This is a genomic window from Pseudoalteromonas sp. SG44-8 (assembly GCF_014164125.1).
GTDB classification, from domain to species: Bacteria; Pseudomonadota; Gammaproteobacteria; order Enterobacterales; family Alteromonadaceae; genus Pseudoalteromonas; species Pseudoalteromonas rhizosphaerae.
Genome location: NZ_JACJEQ010000032.1, coordinates 1 through 19,299 on the forward strand (window position 1 = coordinate 1; position 19,299 = coordinate 19,299).

At 41.7% G+C, this 19,299-nt stretch carries 18 protein-coding genes; 7 read left to right on the plus strand and 11 right to left on the minus strand.

Annotated elements, in window-relative coordinates:
• Positions 1-40: 40 nt before the first annotated feature.
• Positions 41-1,672 (minus strand): endonuclease, encoded by a 1,632-nt coding sequence (locus H5163_RS18000; protein ID WP_182735683.1) that lies wholly within the window; start codon positions 1,670-1,672, stop codon positions 41-43.
• Between the two features lie 408 nt (positions 1,673-2,080).
• Here H5163_RS18000 and H5163_RS18005 point away from each other — a divergent pair, with 408 nt between their 5' ends.
• The 5 genes from H5163_RS18005 (at position 2,081) to H5163_RS18025 (ending at position 7,876) form a co-directional block, all read left to right on the plus strand.
• Positions 2,081-3,889 (plus strand): assimilatory sulfite reductase (NADPH) flavoprotein subunit, encoded by a 1,809-nt coding sequence (locus H5163_RS18005; RefSeq protein WP_182732335.1) that lies wholly within the window; start codon positions 2,081-2,083, stop codon positions 3,887-3,889.
• A gap of 68 nt (positions 3,890-3,957) precedes the next feature.
• Positions 3,958-5,655 (plus strand): assimilatory sulfite reductase (NADPH) hemoprotein subunit, encoded by a 1,698-nt coding sequence (cysI, locus tag H5163_RS18010; protein ID WP_182735684.1) that lies wholly within the window; start codon positions 3,958-3,960, stop codon positions 5,653-5,655.
• 43 nt (positions 5,656-5,698) lie between these two features.
• The gene (locus H5163_RS18015) at positions 5,699-6,439 is read left to right on the plus strand and encodes a phosphoadenylyl-sulfate reductase (RefSeq protein WP_182735685.1); all 741 of its coding nucleotides are present in this window, start codon (positions 5,699-5,701) and stop codon (positions 6,437-6,439) included.
• 137 nt (positions 6,440-6,576) lie between these two features.
• Entirely contained in the window at positions 6,577-7,311 is a 735-nt protein-coding gene (locus H5163_RS18020; RefSeq protein WP_182732338.1) for an ABC transporter substrate-binding protein, read from the plus strand.
• Positions 7,312-7,345: 34 nt separating this feature from the next.
• Complete coding sequence (locus H5163_RS18025; protein WP_182732339.1) at positions 7,346-7,876, plus strand: DUF4124 domain-containing protein; 531 nt, start codon at positions 7,346-7,348, stop codon at positions 7,874-7,876.
• Here H5163_RS18025 and H5163_RS18030 read toward each other — a convergent pair.
• The 5 genes from H5163_RS18030 to H5163_RS18050 form a co-directional block, all read right to left on the minus strand.
• Positions 7,873-8,718, minus strand: coding sequence for an ABC transporter substrate-binding protein (locus tag H5163_RS18030; protein ID WP_182735686.1), 846 nt, complete (start codon positions 8,716-8,718; stop codon positions 7,873-7,875). The genes H5163_RS18025 and H5163_RS18030 overlap by 4 nt on opposite strands.
• A gap of 10 nt (positions 8,719-8,728) precedes the next feature.
• Entirely contained in the window at positions 8,729-8,965 is a 237-nt protein-coding gene (locus H5163_RS18035; RefSeq protein ID WP_145237921.1) for a hypothetical protein, read from the minus strand.
• A 125-nt stretch (positions 8,966-9,090) separates the two neighbouring features.
• Positions 9,091-11,838, minus strand: coding sequence for an aconitate hydratase AcnA (gene acnA / locus H5163_RS18040; protein ID WP_182735687.1), 2,748 nt, complete (start codon positions 11,836-11,838; stop codon positions 9,091-9,093).
• A gap of 197 nt (positions 11,839-12,035) precedes the next feature.
• Entirely contained in the window at positions 12,036-12,455 is a 420-nt protein-coding gene (locus tag H5163_RS18045) for a hypothetical protein (protein WP_182735688.1), read from the minus strand.
• Positions 12,456-12,538: 83 nt separating this feature from the next.
• Positions 12,539-12,922, minus strand: a complete 384-nt coding sequence (locus H5163_RS18050; protein WP_149980457.1) for an RNA-binding S4 domain-containing protein — start codon at positions 12,920-12,922, stop codon at positions 12,539-12,541.
• A 257-nt stretch (positions 12,923-13,179) separates the two neighbouring features.
• Here H5163_RS18050 and H5163_RS18055 point away from each other — a divergent pair, with 257 nt between their 5' ends.
• Both H5163_RS18055 and H5163_RS18060 read left to right on the plus strand, forming a co-directional pair.
• The gene (locus H5163_RS18055; RefSeq protein WP_145237930.1) at positions 13,180-13,467 is read left to right on the plus strand and encodes a hypothetical protein; all 288 of its coding nucleotides are present in this window, start codon (positions 13,180-13,182) and stop codon (positions 13,465-13,467) included.
• A 56-nt stretch (positions 13,468-13,523) separates the two neighbouring features.
• Positions 13,524-14,186, plus strand: a complete 663-nt coding sequence (locus H5163_RS18060; RefSeq protein WP_182732344.1) for a hypothetical protein — start codon at positions 13,524-13,526, stop codon at positions 14,184-14,186.
• Here H5163_RS18060 and H5163_RS18065 read toward each other — a convergent pair.
• The 5 genes from H5163_RS18065 to glnA all read right to left on the minus strand — a co-directional run bounded on the left by H5163_RS18065 (position 14,183) and on the right by glnA (position 19,286).
• Positions 14,183-14,641, minus strand: a complete 459-nt coding sequence (locus tag H5163_RS18065; RefSeq protein WP_182732345.1) for a cyclic nucleotide-binding domain-containing protein — start codon at positions 14,639-14,641, stop codon at positions 14,183-14,185. The genes H5163_RS18060 and H5163_RS18065 overlap by 4 nt on opposite strands.
• A gap of 28 nt (positions 14,642-14,669) precedes the next feature.
• Entirely contained in the window at positions 14,670-16,055 is a 1,386-nt protein-coding gene (gene ntrC, locus H5163_RS18070; RefSeq protein WP_145237940.1) for a nitrogen regulation protein NR(I), read from the minus strand.
• A gap of 18 nt (positions 16,056-16,073) precedes the next feature.
• Positions 16,074-17,144 carry a nitrogen regulation protein NR(II) gene (gene glnL / locus H5163_RS18075; protein ID WP_145237942.1) on the minus strand — a complete coding sequence of 357 codons (1,071 nt, stop codon included), beginning with the start codon at positions 17,142-17,144 and terminating at the stop codon, positions 16,074-16,076.
• Positions 17,145-17,234: 90 nt separating this feature from the next.
• Positions 17,235-17,747 (minus strand): DUF4124 domain-containing protein, encoded by a 513-nt coding sequence (locus H5163_RS18080; protein ID WP_246175485.1) that lies wholly within the window; start codon positions 17,745-17,747, stop codon positions 17,235-17,237.
• Between the two features lie 132 nt (positions 17,748-17,879).
• Positions 17,880-19,286: a glutamate--ammonia ligase gene (glnA, locus tag H5163_RS18085; protein WP_145237945.1), complete on the minus strand. Its 1,407-nt coding sequence runs from the start codon at positions 19,284-19,286 to the stop codon at positions 17,880-17,882.
• Between the last annotated feature and the right edge of the window lie 13 nt (positions 19,287-19,299).

The following is a 19,299-nucleotide window of genomic DNA, read 5'->3' on the forward strand; positions in this document are numbered from 1 at the left end:
GACCGCTGACCGCTGACCGCTGACCGCTGACCGCTGACCTTTACCAAATCATCTCAACAAATTCTGGATGATCGATATATGGATTGCGATTGCCTTGATGCTCATAAGCGGCTTGGTTTCTATCTAGTTCAAGTTGACTGACTGGATCGTCGTTATGCCAATTAACCAACATAGTCACTACCCAATTCTCAAACACTTGGTTACTAGAGCCGTTAAGCACGGCATTACTAGCCGTGGTATTGTTTTGCCAAGTACCAATGACGTTTTCGTAGCGGGTTGCCATATAGAAGTAGGCGCGAGCAAAGTCACCTTTAAACTCATCGATTGGCTCAAATACCGTGCCTGAGTAATTAATCGAGCTGGCTGCGCTGCCAAGTTTACTGCCATTGCTTGAGGTGAAACTGGCGCTGCCTACTTCGCCAAATGGGTAATTGCTACGTTTTGAATTAACATAACCATCGGTTGCATAAATGTGGTGAACATCTGAGTTCATAGGCTCATTTGTGCCGCCAAACCAACTTTTAGGAAATGAATGTTCGCGGTTATAGCAATCAGCTTCACTATTGTAAGTGCCGCATTGATCACTTACAGCGACATAGTTATAGCTGTCTTGACCGGTGGGATTTTCTGAATAGCGATCGAGTATTGAATTGTCATTTTCAAAGTACTTATCCCGTGAAGCAATATCGTAAAAACTCCAAATAGCTGAATAACCCTGTGAGTTGTGACCTTTAATAATGTTATAGAGCGCGGTTTTAAGTGCATAGCCCGTTAAACCTTGTGCTGTAACATAGTAGCCAGTTGGCTCGCTGGGTGGCGTTTCTGGGTTGGTATTATCACCAAGTATAAAGGGAGTTGCTTCACTGCTTTGAAAACTACTGCCGTTAGCCAATGTTGTTTGGGCGGATGTTAGCGCGTAGCTGCCATTACCAAATGAACAGCAAATACCGTCGCCGTAACTATCAAAAATACTAAATGTGTAATCGCCATCAACTAAGCAGGCTTGCTCTGTATAGCTGTTGTTGCCACTATAACTGCCACCTGACGCAACCGCTGTGCCTTGGGCGTTAGTGATTTGCCAGCTAGTCTCTTCGCCATAGTTATCAGTTGTCAGTGCTAAGTTAACGGTGTTATCAGCACAACCGACTGGTGGCGGTGGGGTGGTATCACTAGAACCAGGTGTAAAACTATCCACATAAACAGTTTCACTGCCATCAAAGCCGCTGACATCGTAAAAACGCAGGCCCACGGTAATCGTAGCATTGCTGGTTGCTGGATATGTATAGCTTATTTGTTGCCACTGATTTAATAACGCTGGATTTGAATAGCCTTGATAGCCGTCGGCAATTAAGCGCGCTTTAATGCCGCCTTCGGTGTGATAAACCCAGCTTGAGAATAAGTAGCTTTTGCCGGCCTCAACAGTAACTTCTTGCAGTAAATCAGTATTGCTTTGACTAGCGGTATTAACCACTACTTTTGCAGCAAGAGCTCCTGAATTCACTATGGTATTTGAAGCTGATAGTGTAATACCAGTATCAATCGTGCTCCAGCCGTTTGGGCTATTACCTGACCAGTTTTCAAAGTCACCATTATTAATGGTGGCCATGCAGGGAAGTGCTGTAGCTAACATAGCACTGCTGAGTATGAGTTTTCTATATGCCCCGTGTGACATAGTGTTTCCTTATTATATTTATAGTCGGCGCACAGAATGTGGCCAAATCCACTATAGCCTACTCAAGATTTGTTGCAAAAAAGTTAATTTGTATTTTGAAAAAAATGAAGTGAATAAATTTTTGTATGATATTTCTGATCGGCTAAGTGTGGTGCTGAAATCGTAAGTAGTTATTTGTTACCTTTTAATCTGTTTTTACTGGTTAATTTATAAATTAATAACTAAATGGAATAACAAAGCAGATTCTATTCTTTTTTTATTGGCGCGTACCCCGTTATTCTTCACACTCAGAGAAATCTTTAGGGCCTGAGTTATTTGCCTTAAAGTTGACACAAATTTTAGGCAAAGTGATTACTGCAATCAGTGAGCATTTTGCAGATAACTTTCAGGGTTACGGGGAATTAATTCATGTTGTTAAGTCAACTCAATGCGCTAGCAAGTCCGCTATCGCAAGAGCAAGTACAGAAGCTACAAGGTTTAGTGGCTGAGCTTAATCCAATCCAGCAAGCTTGGGTAAGTGGTTATCTTGCTGCGAATGCCAATACGGCGGCATTAGGTGGTGTTGTAGGTGCTGCGCCAAGTGTTGGGGATGCAGCGGCATTGACCATTTTATATGGCTCACAAACCGGTAATTCAAAAGGTGTAGCGACTAAGCTCAAAGAGCAAGCGGAGTCTCGTGGTTTAGCTGTTAAGCTGGTTAGCATGGCTGATTACAAACCAACGGCCCTGAAAAAAGAAAAATTCTTAACTGTCGTTGTTTCTACTTACGGTGAAGGTGAGCCGCCGGAAGATGCCGAAACATTACATGAGTTTTTAGCAACCAAAAAAGCGCCTAAGCTTGATGGCGTTAAAATTGCGGTTATAGGTTTAGGTGATTCAAGCTATGAGTTCTTCTGTCAAACAGCAAAAGACTTTGAACAGCGCTTAAATAAGCTCGGTGCAGAAACCATTTATCAGCGTGCTGATTTAGACGTTGATTACGATGATGAAGCCGCCAGCTGGATCAGCGGAGCACTTGATGCATTTGAACCTGATTTAAAAGCACAGCAAGGCGCAACAGGTGGGCAAGTGGTGTCATTTGGTGCACCAGCAACAGCTGCCAGCCAATATACTAAGCAAAACCCATTTCCAGCAGAACTTAGCCTAGTGCAAAAGATCACTGGTCGTGACTCTAGCAAAGATGTGCGCCATGTTGAGATTTCACTGGAAGGATCTGATATTACTTACACACCGGGCGATTCATTAGGCGTGTATTTTTTAAATGATGAGATTCTGGTTGATGAAGTACTGACACTGACGCAAATTGATGGTGCCAGCAAAGTTAAAATCGCTGATGAAGAGCTCAGTGTTCGTGATGCACTGATTGAAAAACTTGAATTGACTCAGTCATACCCTGGCTTTGTTGAAAAGTACGCGATAGCGACAGGTGCGCCTGAGCTATTAAAGCTGGTTGAAGATAAAGCGGCAATGCGTGAATATATTGAGCCTCGCCAAATCTTTGATGTGATCCGCCAAAATCCAGCTGCGCTTGAGGCACAAACGTTTGTTGATTGCCTACGTAAACTGCAAGCACGTTTATATTCAATTGCGTCAAGCCAAGCAGAAGTTGAAGATGAAGTGCACTTAACCATTGGTCTAGTTGAATTTGAAGCATTCGGTAGTGAGCATTTAGGTGGTTGTTCTGGTTATTTAGCACGTCGTGCTGAAGAAGGTTGTAAAGTAAAAGTATATAGCGAACATAACGATAACTTCCGTTTACCTGCTAACGACGAAACGCCAGTGATCATGGTCGGCCCTGGTACTGGTATTGCGCCGTTCCGTGCTTTCTTGCAAGAACGTGATGCCCACGAAGCATCCGGTAAAAACTGGTTATTCTTTGGTAACCCACACTTTACCCAAGATTTCTTATATCAAGTAGAAATTCAAGGTTACTTAAAATCAGGGCTACTAAGTAAAGTTGATGTGGCGTTTAGCCGTGACCAAGCAGAGAAGGTCTACGTGCAAGACAAGCTACGCCAAAACAGCAAAGACGTATTTGCATGGCTAGAAGCGGGCGCGCATTTTTATATTTGTGGTGACGCAAATCGCATGGCGAAAGATGTACACCAGGCATTGGTTGATATCATCAAAGAAAACAGCGGTAAGAACGATGAAGACGCTGAGCAGTATTTAAAAGATTTACGTAGCGCAAATCGCTATCAGAAAGACGTGTACTAAGCGTAGACGTTGCTTACTTTATAAAAGCAAAGCTAACAGCCGTCACTGTAACAAATTTAGGATCAAACATGAGCGAACAAGATAAAAACGTAAAGCTTTCTGATAACGAGCGTTTGAAAAGAGAAAGTAACTTTTTACGTGGCACCATAGAGCAAGATTTAAAAGATGAGATCACCGGTGGCTTCACTGCGGATAACTTTCAGTTAATTCGTTTCCACGGTATGTATCAGCAAGATGACCGTGATATTCGTGGTGAGCGTGCTAAGCAAAAGCTAGAGCCATTACACAACGTCATGTTACGTGCACGTATGCCTGGCGGTATCATCAAGCCAGAGCAATGGTTAGCAATTGATAAATTTGCTGATGAAAAAACTAGCTACGGCAGTATTCGTTTAACAACCCGTCAAACGTTTCAATTTCATGGTGTGTTAAAACCAAATATAAAAGGCATGCACCAAATGCTTAATAGCGTGGGCATCGACTCTATTGCAACGGCAGGTGATGTTAACCGTAATGTACTTTGTACTACAAACCCTGTGGAATCTGAGTTGCATCAAGAAGCATACGAGTGGGCTGCAAAAATCTCAGAACATTTGTTACCAAAAACTAAAGCGTATGCAGAAATTTGGTTAAACGGTGAAAAGGCTGAGACTACAGAAGAGCCAATTTTAGGATCTAACTACTTACCGCGTAAGTTTAAAACCACAGTGACCATTCCACCGAACAACGAAGTGGATGTGCATGCGAATGACTTAAACTTTGTAGCTATTGCAGATAACGGCAAGCTAGTTGGTTTTAACGTATTAGTAGGCGGTGGCCTTGCCATGACCCACGGTGATACCGCAACCTATCCACGTAAAGCCGATGATTTTGGGTTTATCGCCTTAGCGGATACGCTAAAAATTGCTGAGCATGTGGTGTCTGTACAGCGCGACTGGGGTAATCGCTCAAACCGTAAAAACGCAAAAACTAAATACACCTTAGACCGTGTTGGTACTGATGTATTTAAAGCGGAAGTAGAGCAACGCGCAGGTGTTAAATTTGCGCCAAGCCGCCCTTATGAGTTTACTCATCGTGGCGATCGCATTGGTTGGGTTGAAGGTATTGATGGTAAGCATCACTTAACTTTATTTATCCAAAGTGGCCGTATTTTAGATTTACCGGGTAAACCACTGAAAACAGGTTGTCGTAAAATTGCTGAAATTCACCAAGGTGATTTTCGTATGACGGCAAATCAAAATTTGATCATCGCCGGTGTGCCTGCCGATCAAAAAACAGTGATTGAAGAAATAGCCCGTAATCACGGTTTGATTGACGACAAAGACTCTGAGCAACGTAAAAACTCGATGGCCTGTGTGGCATTACCAACTTGTCCACTCGCAATGGCGGAAGCTGAGCGTTACTTACCAAGCTTAATTGAAAAGACCGAGGCATTGCTTGCTAAGCACGGTATTCCTGATGACAGCATCATCATGCGTGTGGTTGGTTGTCCGAATGGCTGTGGCCGCGCAATGTTAGCGGAAGCTGGCCTAGTAGGAAAAGGCCCAGGTAAATATAACGTGTACTTAGGGGGTAACCTTGAGGGGATGCGTATTCCTAAATTGTATTTAGAGAATGTTGGTGAAGACGTGTATTTAGACGCCTTTGACAAATTAATTGGTCAATGGGCAAGTGAGCGTAATGACGGCGAATGCTTTGGTGACTTTGTGATCCGCAAAGGCATAGTTGCTGAAGTTAAAGTGTCAGTCACCGATTTTCACGCTTAATTTAAAAGCAAGCGGTGACGCTTGCTGAGGTTTGGAATTTACTATGAGTGAATTTAAAAACATATTACAGCTAGATAAAGAAAGCCAAGTAACACTGCTGGCTGATGCTAACGGCGTATTGAAAGATATGAGCGCTGAGCAGCGTGTCGCATGGGCACTGGAAAACTTGCCAGGCACGCAGTTTTTATCATCGAGCTTTGGTATTCAAGCGGCTGTGATGTTGCATTTAGTTACAGTACAGCGCCCCGATATTCCTGTGGTATTAACAGATACTGGTTACTTATTTCCTGAAACTTATCAGTTCATTGAGCAAATGACCGAACGCTTATCGCTAAATTTAAAAGTGTATAAGTCGCAGTTAAGCCCAGCTTGGCAAGAAGCCAAGTTTGGTAAGTTATGGGAACTAGGTGAAGCAGGTATTAAACAATACAACCAGCTTAATAAAGTTGAACCAATGACTCGCGCATTAAAAGACATTAATGCAGGTACTTGGTTTAGTGGCTTGCGCCGTGACCAATCATCAACACGTGCCGATAAGCAAATTATTGAAATTAGCCGTGGCACGGTAAAGGTTTACCCAATCATCGAATGGTCAAATCGCGATGTTTATCAGTACCTGACTAAACATGACTTACCATATCACCCATTATGGGAGCAAGGTTATGTGTCAATGGGCGATGTGCATACTACGCGTAAACTAGAGCCAGGTATGACCGAAGAAGAGACCCGTTTTTTTGGTCTAAACCGCGAATGTGGCCTACACATTGATGGTGATGGGATCTAATTCTGAACGTAAAAATATAAGTAAATCATTTAAGCTGAGATAGCTAACTATAGTGATTATTAAAGCGCAGCCTAGCTGCGTTTTAAATTTTTGACTATAATACAATCAGCCGTTATAAATTGATGTGCATGTATTTTATGAAACCATATTACGTAATTTTCTTTTTATTCTTTTCTACTAGTCTTTTTGCCGATAACCTTCGCATTGCCTTACCCGAGCAAGATTACCCTCCTTATCACTTTGTTTGTTCAAAAACAGGCATTTTAAACGATGTTATTACATCGTTTTCGATGGCAACGGGGATCCAAATAGACTATACCTTCGTCCCTGAAATGCGCTCTGCGAAAATGGTGAAACGAGGTGATGTTGATGCACGAATGGAATCAGAAGTTTGGCTTGTAGATAATGGACCCTATTATTGGAGCCAAGAGATAGTAGTAATTGAAGATGTGTTAGTAGTCGCTCGAGGAGCTGAACTAATTGACTTTAAGGAGCTAAGCAGTTTAAAGGGCGGTGTTTTACTCGGGCGATTTGGTTATGTGTATCCAAAATATGAGCTACCAGTAGTGAATAAGACTCTGCACCGTGAGAATTTTTATTCAGACTTAGAAATATTGCAAAGTTTGCACAAAGATACTGATACAAGTAAACGCTTTACTGTTATGTCACGCTCTGTCGTAAACTGGTACATACAAAAGTACCCTGAGCTTGCTGCTTTGACCATAAGTGATGAAAATGTCGCTGAGGCGCCGCTGCAGTTGCAGTTTTCTTATAATTCAAGGGGTAAAAAGTACGCGAAAGAATTTAATGATTTTTTACAAAGCTTGAAAGATAATGGCGGCCTAGCTAAAATCATAGCTCGCTATCAATGATAGCAATCGAGAATTTTAACTCAAAGGATTGAAGATGAAGTATTTTGCGTACCTCGCTATTATGGTATTGCTGATCAGTGTCGCGGCATTATTTTATTTGCAACGACCCGATGGTCAAACGTGGTTAACCAGTGATGGTATTAGTAGTAAATCAAATCAGCTAACAGAGCAAATGGTTGCGTTATCAAGTGACACCCTTGCCATGGCAGCCACATTGGTTAGTGAGACCAGTCAAAAAGTTGTAGAATCAATTACCAATGAAAGCTCAGTAGCAACGACAGTTATTTATAAATGGCAAGATCAGCAAGGTCAATGGCATTACTCAGATCAGCCTAATCCTGAGGGCACAAGTGAAAAAGTAATTCTAGATCCGCGCGATATTACAGTAGTTGCGGCCGAAGATACGTCCATTTTAAAAGGCACCTCAAAAACAACTAATATGTCTTTAATGCCAAACTCAGGCAGTGTTTATGATCCCGTGGTGATGAAAAAGCTGTTTGAAGATGCAGAGCAAGTGAAAGAACAGTTAGAGCAACGTACTAAATCGTTAGATGAGACGCATTAATTTGCTTTAATAGCGTTGTTTTGCTGTGTTTTTTCGGGCTGTGTTACAAAAAATTGTTGCTTAATGATTGGCAGGTTATAGGCTTTTAACCAACGATCAGTAGCTATCATTAGTTCTCCTGAAGCAACTAATCTTGTCAGGCCTTCATCAAAATTATCTCTGACAGACTTATCTTGAAAAACAATGTAAGAGCCTTGATAGTTTAAAATATCGCGATATATAAAACTTGTAGGGTCAAGTTGGGTGTTTGTTGATGTATGCCAGTAGAGCATTAAATAATCACCGATACGGGCATCGATCTTATTGGTAAGTAACTGTTTATTTAGGGCTTGTTGATTTCCTATTTCAGTATAATAGGTGAATACCTGTGTCGCCATGTTTTTATATTCTGGGCCAAAGATATCGCTCGCCCCTATAAAACTACCTACTCTTAAATTCTTCAAATCGTTCAACGTAGCTACTTTTTCGGTCCATGCAGAAGGAAGCATGGTCACACGGTTCATAAATCGTACTCGATAACGAGAAATAAAAGCATGTGCAGCTGGTTGTGCCGTATAGTTGATCGCTATATCAGCGACTTTATTGTTGAAGTAGCGTTGAATAGCATCATTATTTAACGGCACCAATTGCGGGTTTTGATAGCCTTGTATCAGTAACACTTGAACCACAAGTTGATCGAAGTAACCATTACCGGTTACGTTGTCCTGCATGAAATAAGGTGCAAAATTACCGGATGCAATAATCAATTTGTCATTTGCACGTAATTGAGTGGGTAAGCAAAGCACCAAAAATGCCGCTATTAATAAAGTTTTAGAGGTGTTAAATGGTTTGATTAATTGCATGAACTTGCTGCTATACATGTTTGTCACGTACAGCCTCTATGTTCATTAAAACAATAGTGAGGTAAATTTTTGTAGGCAGAGAAAATAGCACTCCAATAGCAATAAAAGCGGCGCTGATAATAATGCCATGTATACTATTTTGTTCACCAAACAGATCCGAGACTAATAAATAATGTCCAGTCGCAATAAGGCATATGCCAAGGACAATAAATACTTTTAGTACTGTGATGATCTTCTGCTCGGTCATAGTATGCAGGCATTAATGATAAGATGAATTAAGTGTAGTTAATAATGAGTAAGCTGACTTGTTTTACATCAAAAAATTAAGGGCTAAGCAAATTAATTTTGCAAAGCCCTAATATTATAGATTAATTAGCTAGTTAACATATTACGCAGTACATACTGTAAAATGCCGCCATGTTTGTAGTAATCCCACTCTTTGGGGGTATCAATACGGACATCGGCACTAAAGCTTAGTTTTTTGCCTTCGCTATTAGTGGCAACGACACTAACTTCCTTGGTTTTATCGTAGAGACCTTCGATATCGAACTGCTCTTGACCTTTTAACCCCAGTGATTCATGGCTCTCACCTGCTTTAAATTGCAGTGGTAGCACGCCCATACCAATTAGGTTCGAGCGATGAATACGCTCATAACTTTGCGCAATGACCGCTTTAATACCTAATAATAGCGAACCTTTCGCTGCCCAGTCTCGTGATGAACCCGTACCATACTCAGCACCGGCAAGCACAACGAGCGGTACGCCTTGCTGTTGATACGCCATTGCAGCATCGTAAATACTGGCAAGCTCATCATCAGGTTGAGTGCGCGTTACACCGCCTTCGGTGCCTGGTGCAAGCAAGTTTTTTAAGCGTACATTGGCAAATGTACCGCGCATCATTACTTCATGATTACCACGGCGAGAACCGTATGAGTTAAATTGCGATTTATCTACGCCATTTTCTTGTAAGTATTCGCCAGCAGGCGCGCTTGCTTTAATTGCACCAGCAGGGGAGATATGATCAGTAGTGACGGAATCGCCAAGTTTTGCTAAACAGCGAGCACCCGTAATAGTAGGGATGCCTGGTGGTTCTGTCGTCATGCCATCAAAAAACGGCGCTTTTTTAATATACGTTGAGGCATCATCCCAGTCATAAAGTTTACCATCAGGAATTTTGATTTGTTGCCAGCGATCATCACCCTTATAAACATTACCGTAACTGGTAGCGAACATTTCTTTAGTGACGGTTTTTTTCACCAGTTCATTCACTTCGCTGACACTAGGCCAAATATTTTTCAGGTAAATATCGTTACCATTAGCATCTTGCGCAAGTGGCTCGTTATAAACATCGATATCAGTACGACCTGCAATCGCATAGGCGACAACTAAAGGTGGTGAGGCTAAAAAGTTCATTTTCACATCTTGGTGAATACGTCCTTCAAAGTTACGGTTACCCGATAAAATAGAGCTTACTACTAATTTATGTTGTTGAATTGCCTCACTGATCTCATCGGCAAGCGGACCTGAGTTACCAATACAGGTAGTGCAGCCATAACCTACTAGGTTAAAGCCAAGTGCATCTAAATCATCCATCAGGCCTGCTTTTTTTAAGTAGTCAGTGACCACTTGTGAGCCAGGTGCCAGTGATGTTTTTACCCAAGGTTTTACGTTAATTCCTAACTGGCGAGCTTTTTGCGCGACTAAACCCGCGGCTAAAATCACACTTGGGTTAGAAGTGTTGGTACAGCTAGTAATGGCAGCAATTACACAAGCGCCATCTTTTAACTCAAATTCTTGCCCTTTAAAGTTAACCTTTGCTGCGCCCATAAATTGCGCTTCGTTGGTTGGCTCATCAGGATTAGTGACAGGGCCTTCACCTTCAATTCGTGATTGCTGTTCATCACTATCGTCGCGCTTAGCAAGACGTTCATCTTGAAAGGTTTTTAAATGATTGGCAATAACTTCGCCAGCTTGATCAAGGGCAATTCTGTCTTGTGGACGTTTCGGACCGGCAAGGCTTGGCACTACATCATTTAGGTTTAATTCGAGATTGTCGGTGTAATTTGCTTCATCGCCATCGTTGCGCCATAAACCTTGATGTTTTGCGTAGTCTTCTATCAGTTTTAGCTGTGTTTCATCACGGTTGGTTAAACGAAGATAATTAATTGTTTCATCATCGATAGGGAAAATACCACAGGTAGCGCCGTATTCCGGTGCCATGTTGGCTATGGTTGCGCGGTCGGCCAGTGGTAAATCAGCAAGGCCATCGCCATAAAATTCTACAAATTTACCGACAACGCCATGCTTACGCAATATTTCAGTAACGGTCAGCACTAAATCGGTCGCTGTGGTGCCCTCCGGTAAACGGCCGTTGAGCTTCATACCCACCACTTGCGGGATCAGTAAGCTAATTGGCTGGCCTAGCATTGCAGCTTCTGCTTCGATGCCGCCTACACCCCAACCAAGTACGCCTAAGCCGTTGATCATAGTGGTATGTGAATCAGTACCGACTAAGGTGTCAGGGTAAGCAAATTTTTGCCCATTGCGCTCTTCATTAAAGACAACGCGAGCAAGGTATTCTAAATTCACTTGGTGAACAATACCCGTTGCTGGTGGCACAACTTTTAAGTTATCAAAGGCTGTTTGGCCCCAGCGTAAAAACTCATAACGTTCTTTATTGCGTTCGTACTCAAGCTTGGCATTTAAATCAAATGAGCCATCTTCACCATAACCGTCTACTTGTACTGAGTGGTCGATAACTAATTCCGCAGGGGATAATGGGTTTATTTTCGCAGGATCGCCGCCAAGTCTTTCCATAGCATCACGCATTGCGGCCAAATCGACGATTGCTGGCACGCCAGTAAAATCTTGCATCACCACGCGGGCCGGTGTAAATGCTACCTCAGCACTGGGCTTGGCTTGTGAATCCCAGTTTAGCAACGCTTCAATATCTTGTTTTTTGATATTTACGCCGTCTTCATTGCGCAGTAAGTTTTCGAGTAGGATCTTGAGCGAGAACGGCAGTCGCTTGGCTTTATCGCCTAAACCTTGCAGTGAATGGATATGAAACTGCTCACCGTTGATAGTGAGTTGTTTTTGGGTGTCAAAACTATTGTTCATTATGTGCCCCTAAGTTAGATGAATATCCTTAAATGGTACTTAAGTGGTAAATGTAACCTCTCTTTAAATAGTTAAAATGCAAAGTACATACCAGTGTGTTTTTGCGCGATTTTTATACAGGTAATAGAATATATATGATGCTGAAAATTTATATTTCAAGCGTCAGCAGTAAAACAATAGTAACTCAATAGCGTGTTTTACAGTAGCCAACCTTGCTGTTTGCCTTTGTGGCTTAGCAGTAGCAGGATAATTGCAATTACGACTACAAATATTGGCATAAACACCGCGCTGGCACCGAGTAATTCAATACTATTAATAACAATGAAATTATAAAATTGCTGGATAAAAATCCCAGCGAGTGAGAGCGCAAAAAGCACTCGAGCAATGGCTTTTTTAAGTAATAATAAAATACAGCCTAAGACTCCACCAAAAACCGCGGTAGCGAATGCAATAGTTGACCAAATTGGTGTATTTGAATATGCAGCTTGTTGTTCTATAGGGAGTTTACTTATCATCTCTGGAGTCATGAGCATTTGCATAATGAATGCAATTACCCCAAGAAAGTTCCAAATAAGGGCTGCCCAAGCGACAGATTTTAACCAGTGCGGAGGAGTCATACATTACCTTTTAAACTATTATTTAAAAAGTTATTAAAGGCGACTACGGCTACTTTTACAAGTTGCACGTAGTCTAAATTGGATTAGCCGAATGAAATAGGGCGACGGCCTGTTTTTTCATCCACTTTTGGTTTTTTGGTACGTTTACGCTTAGCTTTAGCAGGCGCGTTAGTAGCAGGCTCTGCACTTTGTTGTGGTTCAGGTTGCGTTGATGTAACAGGGCGCTCTGCTGGAATAGCACTTTCGCTTAATGTCAGTTGAAATTGCTCACCATCAAATTCAAGAATGTCGCCACTGTATAATTTTTTCCGCTTGATTGTACAAATTTCATGGTTAACGCCAACATAACCTTCAGTGATAAGGTTTTTGGCTTGGCCGCCACCTTCGACTAAATCAAGAACTTTTAAGAGTTTGCATAGCTCAATTGGCTCTTCTTCTAATTCAATTTCAATATATTCGTCGTTCATGTTTGATCTCATTAAGGTAGGGCACAGCCTGTAGTATAAAGGCTGTGCGCGACTTTTGCATCAAGCAGCCTAAAGTCTACAGGGCATTAAATAGAATTAACCTGAAACTATATCGAATTTTCTACCGTCTTTAAAAAAACGGTAGTAATTCAAGCGTAGTATCCGCGTGAAAAGCTGGCCTACAATTTGCTGTTCGAATCGAATTCGATATTTAGTTGGTCATTTTATTACAAATGCCGCAGTACTGGAGATTTAACATGGGCGTAAGACTAGCCATGAAAAAAGAGCTAATGGGTTTAGAGGGTTCTGACTTTATGACCGCAGATGATGTGCGTGCGCGGCTTAATCAGGTTGCAAAGAAAGCATCGCAACAACCAGAGCGAGGCTTTTCGCTTATTTCACGTTTTAACGACAATCACAGCCAATTAAGTTGTGGTGAAAATAGCAAAGAAAAACTACTTGAGTTTCAACGACACCGCTTGTTTAAGGATGTTTTATATACCCGTAAAAGCGTGGATGCTTGGCTCAATAGCCAAGTGAATTAACTTGCTATAAATAGTCACCTCGAATAGACTACAGTTGTAATCTATTCGAGGTGACTATGAAATATGGCATTTTAATTGGCATGTTGTTATTTCTAACAGCCTGTCAGCACCCTACAGTGTATGTCTATACGGAGGGTTTAACTGTTTTGCAAAAACAACAACTGACAGAGCAACTACAACAGCAGACCTTGCCTTTTCAATTTACTGAACTGCCAGTACCCAAAGAGTTTAGTGCTGCGACATTATTAACCTCAGAAGATAAAATACTGACTCCTGAAACAGAGCAACTTGCCAATATTATGCAAGCGATGGGTTATCAGCCGCAGCTTAATTATGTGTCGGTGGCTAATCATCATTATAGCGATGGCAATATTGGCTTTTACTTACGTGGTGAGCAAATAGAGCAAGGTTTTGACGTGCCGCAACAGCTGCGTACTACTGGTTGCGTTGAAGACCGCTACAATAACCTTAAAGTCAGATTTTTTGATAACTTGGTTGAGTTTACTTTACTAAATGGTGCCCGCGCTCAGTTAGTTTGGCAGCGTTATGAAAATTATTTAGTCATCAATTATAGAAATATTTCGCAGTCATACACGCATTCAACCCCTTTGGTTGCAACGCCTTTTGGTGAAAAACCCTCAGATACATTTCGTTATACTGCGCATGTTGAGAGTCCGCAATGGTTAAACTGTTCGCTACAGGTTGTGTATATGGATTAGCCGCGTGACTCGAGGTAATCGCTTAATTTAGTAATACGTCTACTCATCCCTTCGATAATGCGGTCTTTAATTTTTTCGCGGATCACATTTGGTAAACGTATTAGTGCTTCGCTGGTAATCGCCAGTACTATGGTATCGCTTTTAGCACGAGCACTGGTGCTGTGCTCGCGGTTATTTATAAACGCACCTTCACCAATAAATTCGCCGGGTTCAATGGTGCCTAAATCCATCAAATGACTATGTTTAAATACCACAATAGCGCCGCTGAGCACGATATACAGTTGTTTGTCGTTATCAAACTGCTTAAACACAAAGCGATCTTTATTGATCAAGTATAAGTGACTGAATGACTCCAGTAATACTTGGCGCTCATTGAGGCTGAACTCTCTAAAAAAACTCAGCCTATTAAGTATCTCCATCTGCTTTATTAATGGAATATGCTCGATTAACTTCAACTTATTTTCCTTCGTTTGAGCAGGGAAGTTAGTTGATATTGCGCTCTTTTAATTTACGGGTCAATGTATTGCGGCCCCAGCCTATTTTTACTGCGGCTTCTTGTTTATGTCCTGCACAGTTTGCCAATGCGGTTTTAATTAGGCGGGTTTCTAATTGCGCTTGTACATTAGGCCAGATGTTTTCTTTACCTTGCTTAAGCTCTAGATTAAGCCATTGTTGAAAGGCATCAAGCCAATCACCCTCTTGTTGAGTCTCGTCAATTGCTAAGATCTCTGGAGGTAAGTCTTGCTCACTCACAAGCTCGCCGGGAGCCATAACGGTAAGCCAGCGGCAGGTGTTCTCTAGTTGACGAACATTGCCAGGCCAGTTGAACAAGCGTAGTAAGTCGGTGGCTTTTGAGCTGAGAATTTTGCTTTCGACTTGTAAGTCTTTGGCGCTTTTATGTAAAAAATGCTGTGCTAAGCGTTCAATGTCTTCGGTACGTTCACGCAGTGCAGGTAGGCGCAGGCGCACAACATTTAAGCGATGAAATAAATCGTCTCTGAATTTGCCTTGTTTTACTAAGTCTTCAAGGTTTTGGTGAGTCGCGGCAATGATCCGGACATCAACTTTAATACTTTGATGGCCACCAACACGGTAAAACTCACCATCAGCTAAAACACGCAGCAAACGGGTTTGTACATCCAGCGGCATATCACCAATCTCATCTAAGAATAGCGTACCGCCATTGGCTTGCTCAAAGCGACCTTTACGTACGCTATCAGCACCAGTAAAAGCGCCTTTTTCATGGCCAAATAGCTCTGATTCAACCAACTCTTTTGGAATAGCTGCCATGTTTAAGGCAATAAACTGGTTTTCTTTGCGTGGGCTGTGGTTATGTAAAGCACTGGCTACCAATTCTTTACCGGTACCAGATTCACCATTGATAAGTACGCTCATACTTGATGCTGACAGCTTACCTATTGCCCGAAATACTTCCTGCATGGCTGGCGCTTCGCCAATGATATGGGCACTTTTAGGTGGTGCGGGTTTACGTTTTACTTTTTTAGTTGAGTTAGCGCGACACGCGCTTTCTACTAACGCAACTGCTTCATTTAAATCAAATGGTTTGGCTAGGTATTCAAAAGCACCTTTTTGAAACGCATTTACCGCTGAATCTAAATCTGAATGCGCAGTCATGATGATCACTGGCAAGCCTGGGTTTTGTTCAGCGATCAGTTCTAATAATGCCATACCATCCATACCAGGCATACGTACATCAGACACCAGTACCGTAGGTTGGCTAAACTTTAATGCTGACAGCACGTCTTGTGCATTAGAAAAACTTTCAGCATTAAATCCTGCGCGAGTTAGTGCTTTTTCAAGTACAAAGCGAATAGATGCATCATCATCAACCAGCCAAACTGTTTTCATGCAAACTCCAAAAACCGATTAATCCGCAAAAGGCAGATATATATTAAACTCTGTATGACCTGGCCAGCTATCGCATTCTATATAGCCGTTGTGTTGATCGATCAAGGTTTGTGCAATCGAGAGACCTAAGCCAGAACCACCTTCTTTGTTGGTGATCATCGGGTAAAATAATGTCTCTTTGATGCTGGAATCGATACCTGGTCCGTCATCTGAAATTTGGATCAGCAGTGCCTTTTTAGGGGCTTTTCCGGGGCGACGTTGCTGGTGATTAATACGTGTTTTAATTTTTATCACGCCACCACCGACTAACGCTTGTTGTGCATTTCGAACGATGTTAAGTACTACTTGCTGAATTTTACCTTGGTCAATATAGACATCAGGTATACTTGGGTCGTAATCTTTTTCCAAGCTAATATTGGCGCAATTATCTAATGTACTTAGTTTAATTACAGACTCTAAGGTTTGATGAATATTACCGTATGACTTTTGTGGTAATTGATTCGGGCCCAGTAGCCTGTCAACAAGCTCTCGTAAGCGATCGGCTTGTTCAATAATTAATTCTGCACATTCATCCCGTTCTTGCTGATCAACCTCATACTGCAATAATTGCGCCGCTCCGCGGATTCCGCCTAAAGGATTTTTGATTTCATGAGCAAGCCCTCTAATTAGGTTACGTGCTGCTTGATATTGATGCATTTGATTAGAAGCTTGATCGTGGCGAATTTCATCATCAGTTTGGCGACACTCGAATAAAATAAAATACTCATTTTGTAACTTCACGCGACGCGAACTAATTGCCAGTTTGGCATGACGAGAATCAACAAAAACCACGTCAGCTCTGTGCTGGTGGCAATCTACACCATCTACCAAAGAGTATTGTGCAATGCGTTTAAGGTCAATGGAATGGTAATTAAAAAGACTGTCAAACGGTTGATTGAGAATACGTTTAGGGCCTAATCCTAACAGTTCACTGGCGCTATTATTAGCGTAAATAAGGGTGAATTGTTGATCAAGTAAGATCACTGCCGTTGACAGGTTTTGCCAAATGCTAGTTAGTAACTCAGGGTTAAAATTTTTATTATCGGGCATGGTTGCACCATTTTAGTGCGTTGATGATTATTAGCAGCTTAGCACAAATATTTTAAGTAAATTATGGTCTTTGATAGAAATACATGGTTTTTATAAAGACGATGCTCTATGCATATAAAATGTGCTCACTGGACTAACAGAGACAACAGAGCCTTGTGGGTCAAATAGCTTCAGTTGCAATGTGTGTTCGCCACGGTTTACCTCGCGCAGAGCAAAAGTACTGATATTGCTAGGTTCTGCGTACGGTGCGCCATCAACTAGTAGTTGAATTTTAAAACCATTCTCAAAGCGTGGTGTTATACGGCTAGTTACATACACTGAACCGGTATTTTCACGAACAGTGCCTTGATCGGCAGGGGAAGAAATAACCGCTTTATAGCTTTTCACAGCCGCTGGTTGCTGTTCATCTAAAATGCTTGTATCAACAGTCGGCATCGACAAACTTTGATTGGTGAGCTTGATTTCTTGCGCACCTGGTTTAGGAGTATCTGAAAATACTGATACGCCATTTTTATCTTTCCAAGAATAAATTTTTTTATCGCCAGAATAGCCATAAAAGCTGATTAAAATCAGAGTTACTAGTAATAAAAGCGTCTTTTTCACCTTGTCACCTTGCATTTTTTGCACTAATTAAACTTTAGTGGAGAATGGGAAAATTAGCCATAAAAAAAGCCCGCAGAACGGGCCTTGAGAACACACATATATTATCTATAAGATAATTTTTCTACAGCCTAATTAACAGCTGTAGTACATTTCGAACTCAACAGGGTGAGTCGTCATGTTAAGCTTTTCAACTTCTTTAGACTTAAGCGCAATGTAAGCATCGATTAAATCGTTAGTGAATACACCACCTTGATTTAAGAACTCACGGTCAGCATCTAGAGACGCAAGCGCTTCTTGTAGTGAAGTTGCAACTGTTGGGATTTCTGCTGCTTCTTCTGCTGGTAAGTCGTATAAATCTTTATCCATTGCATCGCCAGGGTGGATCTTGTTTTTGATACCATCAAGGCCAGCCATAAGCATTGCAGAGAAAGCAAGGTATGGGTTAGCTGTTGGATCTGGGAAGCGTACTTCGATACGACGACCTTTTTCTGATGGAACCACTGGGATACGGATTGATGCAGAACGGTTACGTGCAGAGTACGCAAGCATTACTGGCGCTTCAAAGCCTGGTACTAAACGTTTGTACGAGTTAGTAGACGCATTTGCAAAAGCATTGATTGCTTTAGCATGCTTGATAATACCACCGATGTAGTAAAGCGCTTCTTCAGAAAGACCGCCGTACTTGTCGCCTGCGAATAAGTTAACACCGTCTTTAGCTAAAGACTGGTGACAGTGCATACCAGAACCATTGTCACCAACGATTGGCTTAGGCATGAAGGTAGCTGTTTTGCCATATAAATGAGCCATGTTATGGATAACATATTTCATTTCTTGGATTTCATCCGCTTTTAATACCATAGTGTTAAAGCGAGTTGCGATTTCGTTTTGACCAGCTGTAGCCACTTCGTGGTGATGCGCTTCTACAACTTGACCTAGCTCTTCAAGAACTAAACACGTCGCTGAACGCCAATCTTGGAAATCATCAACTGGAGCAACAGGGAAATAACCACCTTTCACGCCTGGACGATGGCCAGTGTTGCCGCCTTCGTAGCTTTTATCTGAGTTCCAAGCTGCTTGCTTAGAATCAATTTTGTACATTGAACCTGACATATCAGTTTTGTATTTGATGTCATCAAATACGAAGAACTCTGGCTCAGGACCAAATAGCACGGTATCAGCAATACCAGTCGAACGCATGTACTCTTCAGCGCGCTTAGCAACTGAACGAGGATCACGCTCATAACCTTGTAATGTGCCAGGTTCAACAACATCACAACGTAAAATTAAAGTAGCTTCTTCTGTGAAAGGGTCTAATTTAGCAGACTCAGCAACAGGTAGTAATACCATGTCTGATTCATTAATGCCTTTCCAACCAGCAATTGAAGAACCGTCAAACATTTTGCCGTCTTCAAAAAAATCTTCATCTACTTGGTGATGAGGAATAGAAACATGTTGCTCTTTACCTTTGGTATCAGTAAAGCGTAAATCAACGAACTTAACGTCATTTTCTTTAATAAAATCTAAAACCGATTGTGACATGTGTCCTCCAACT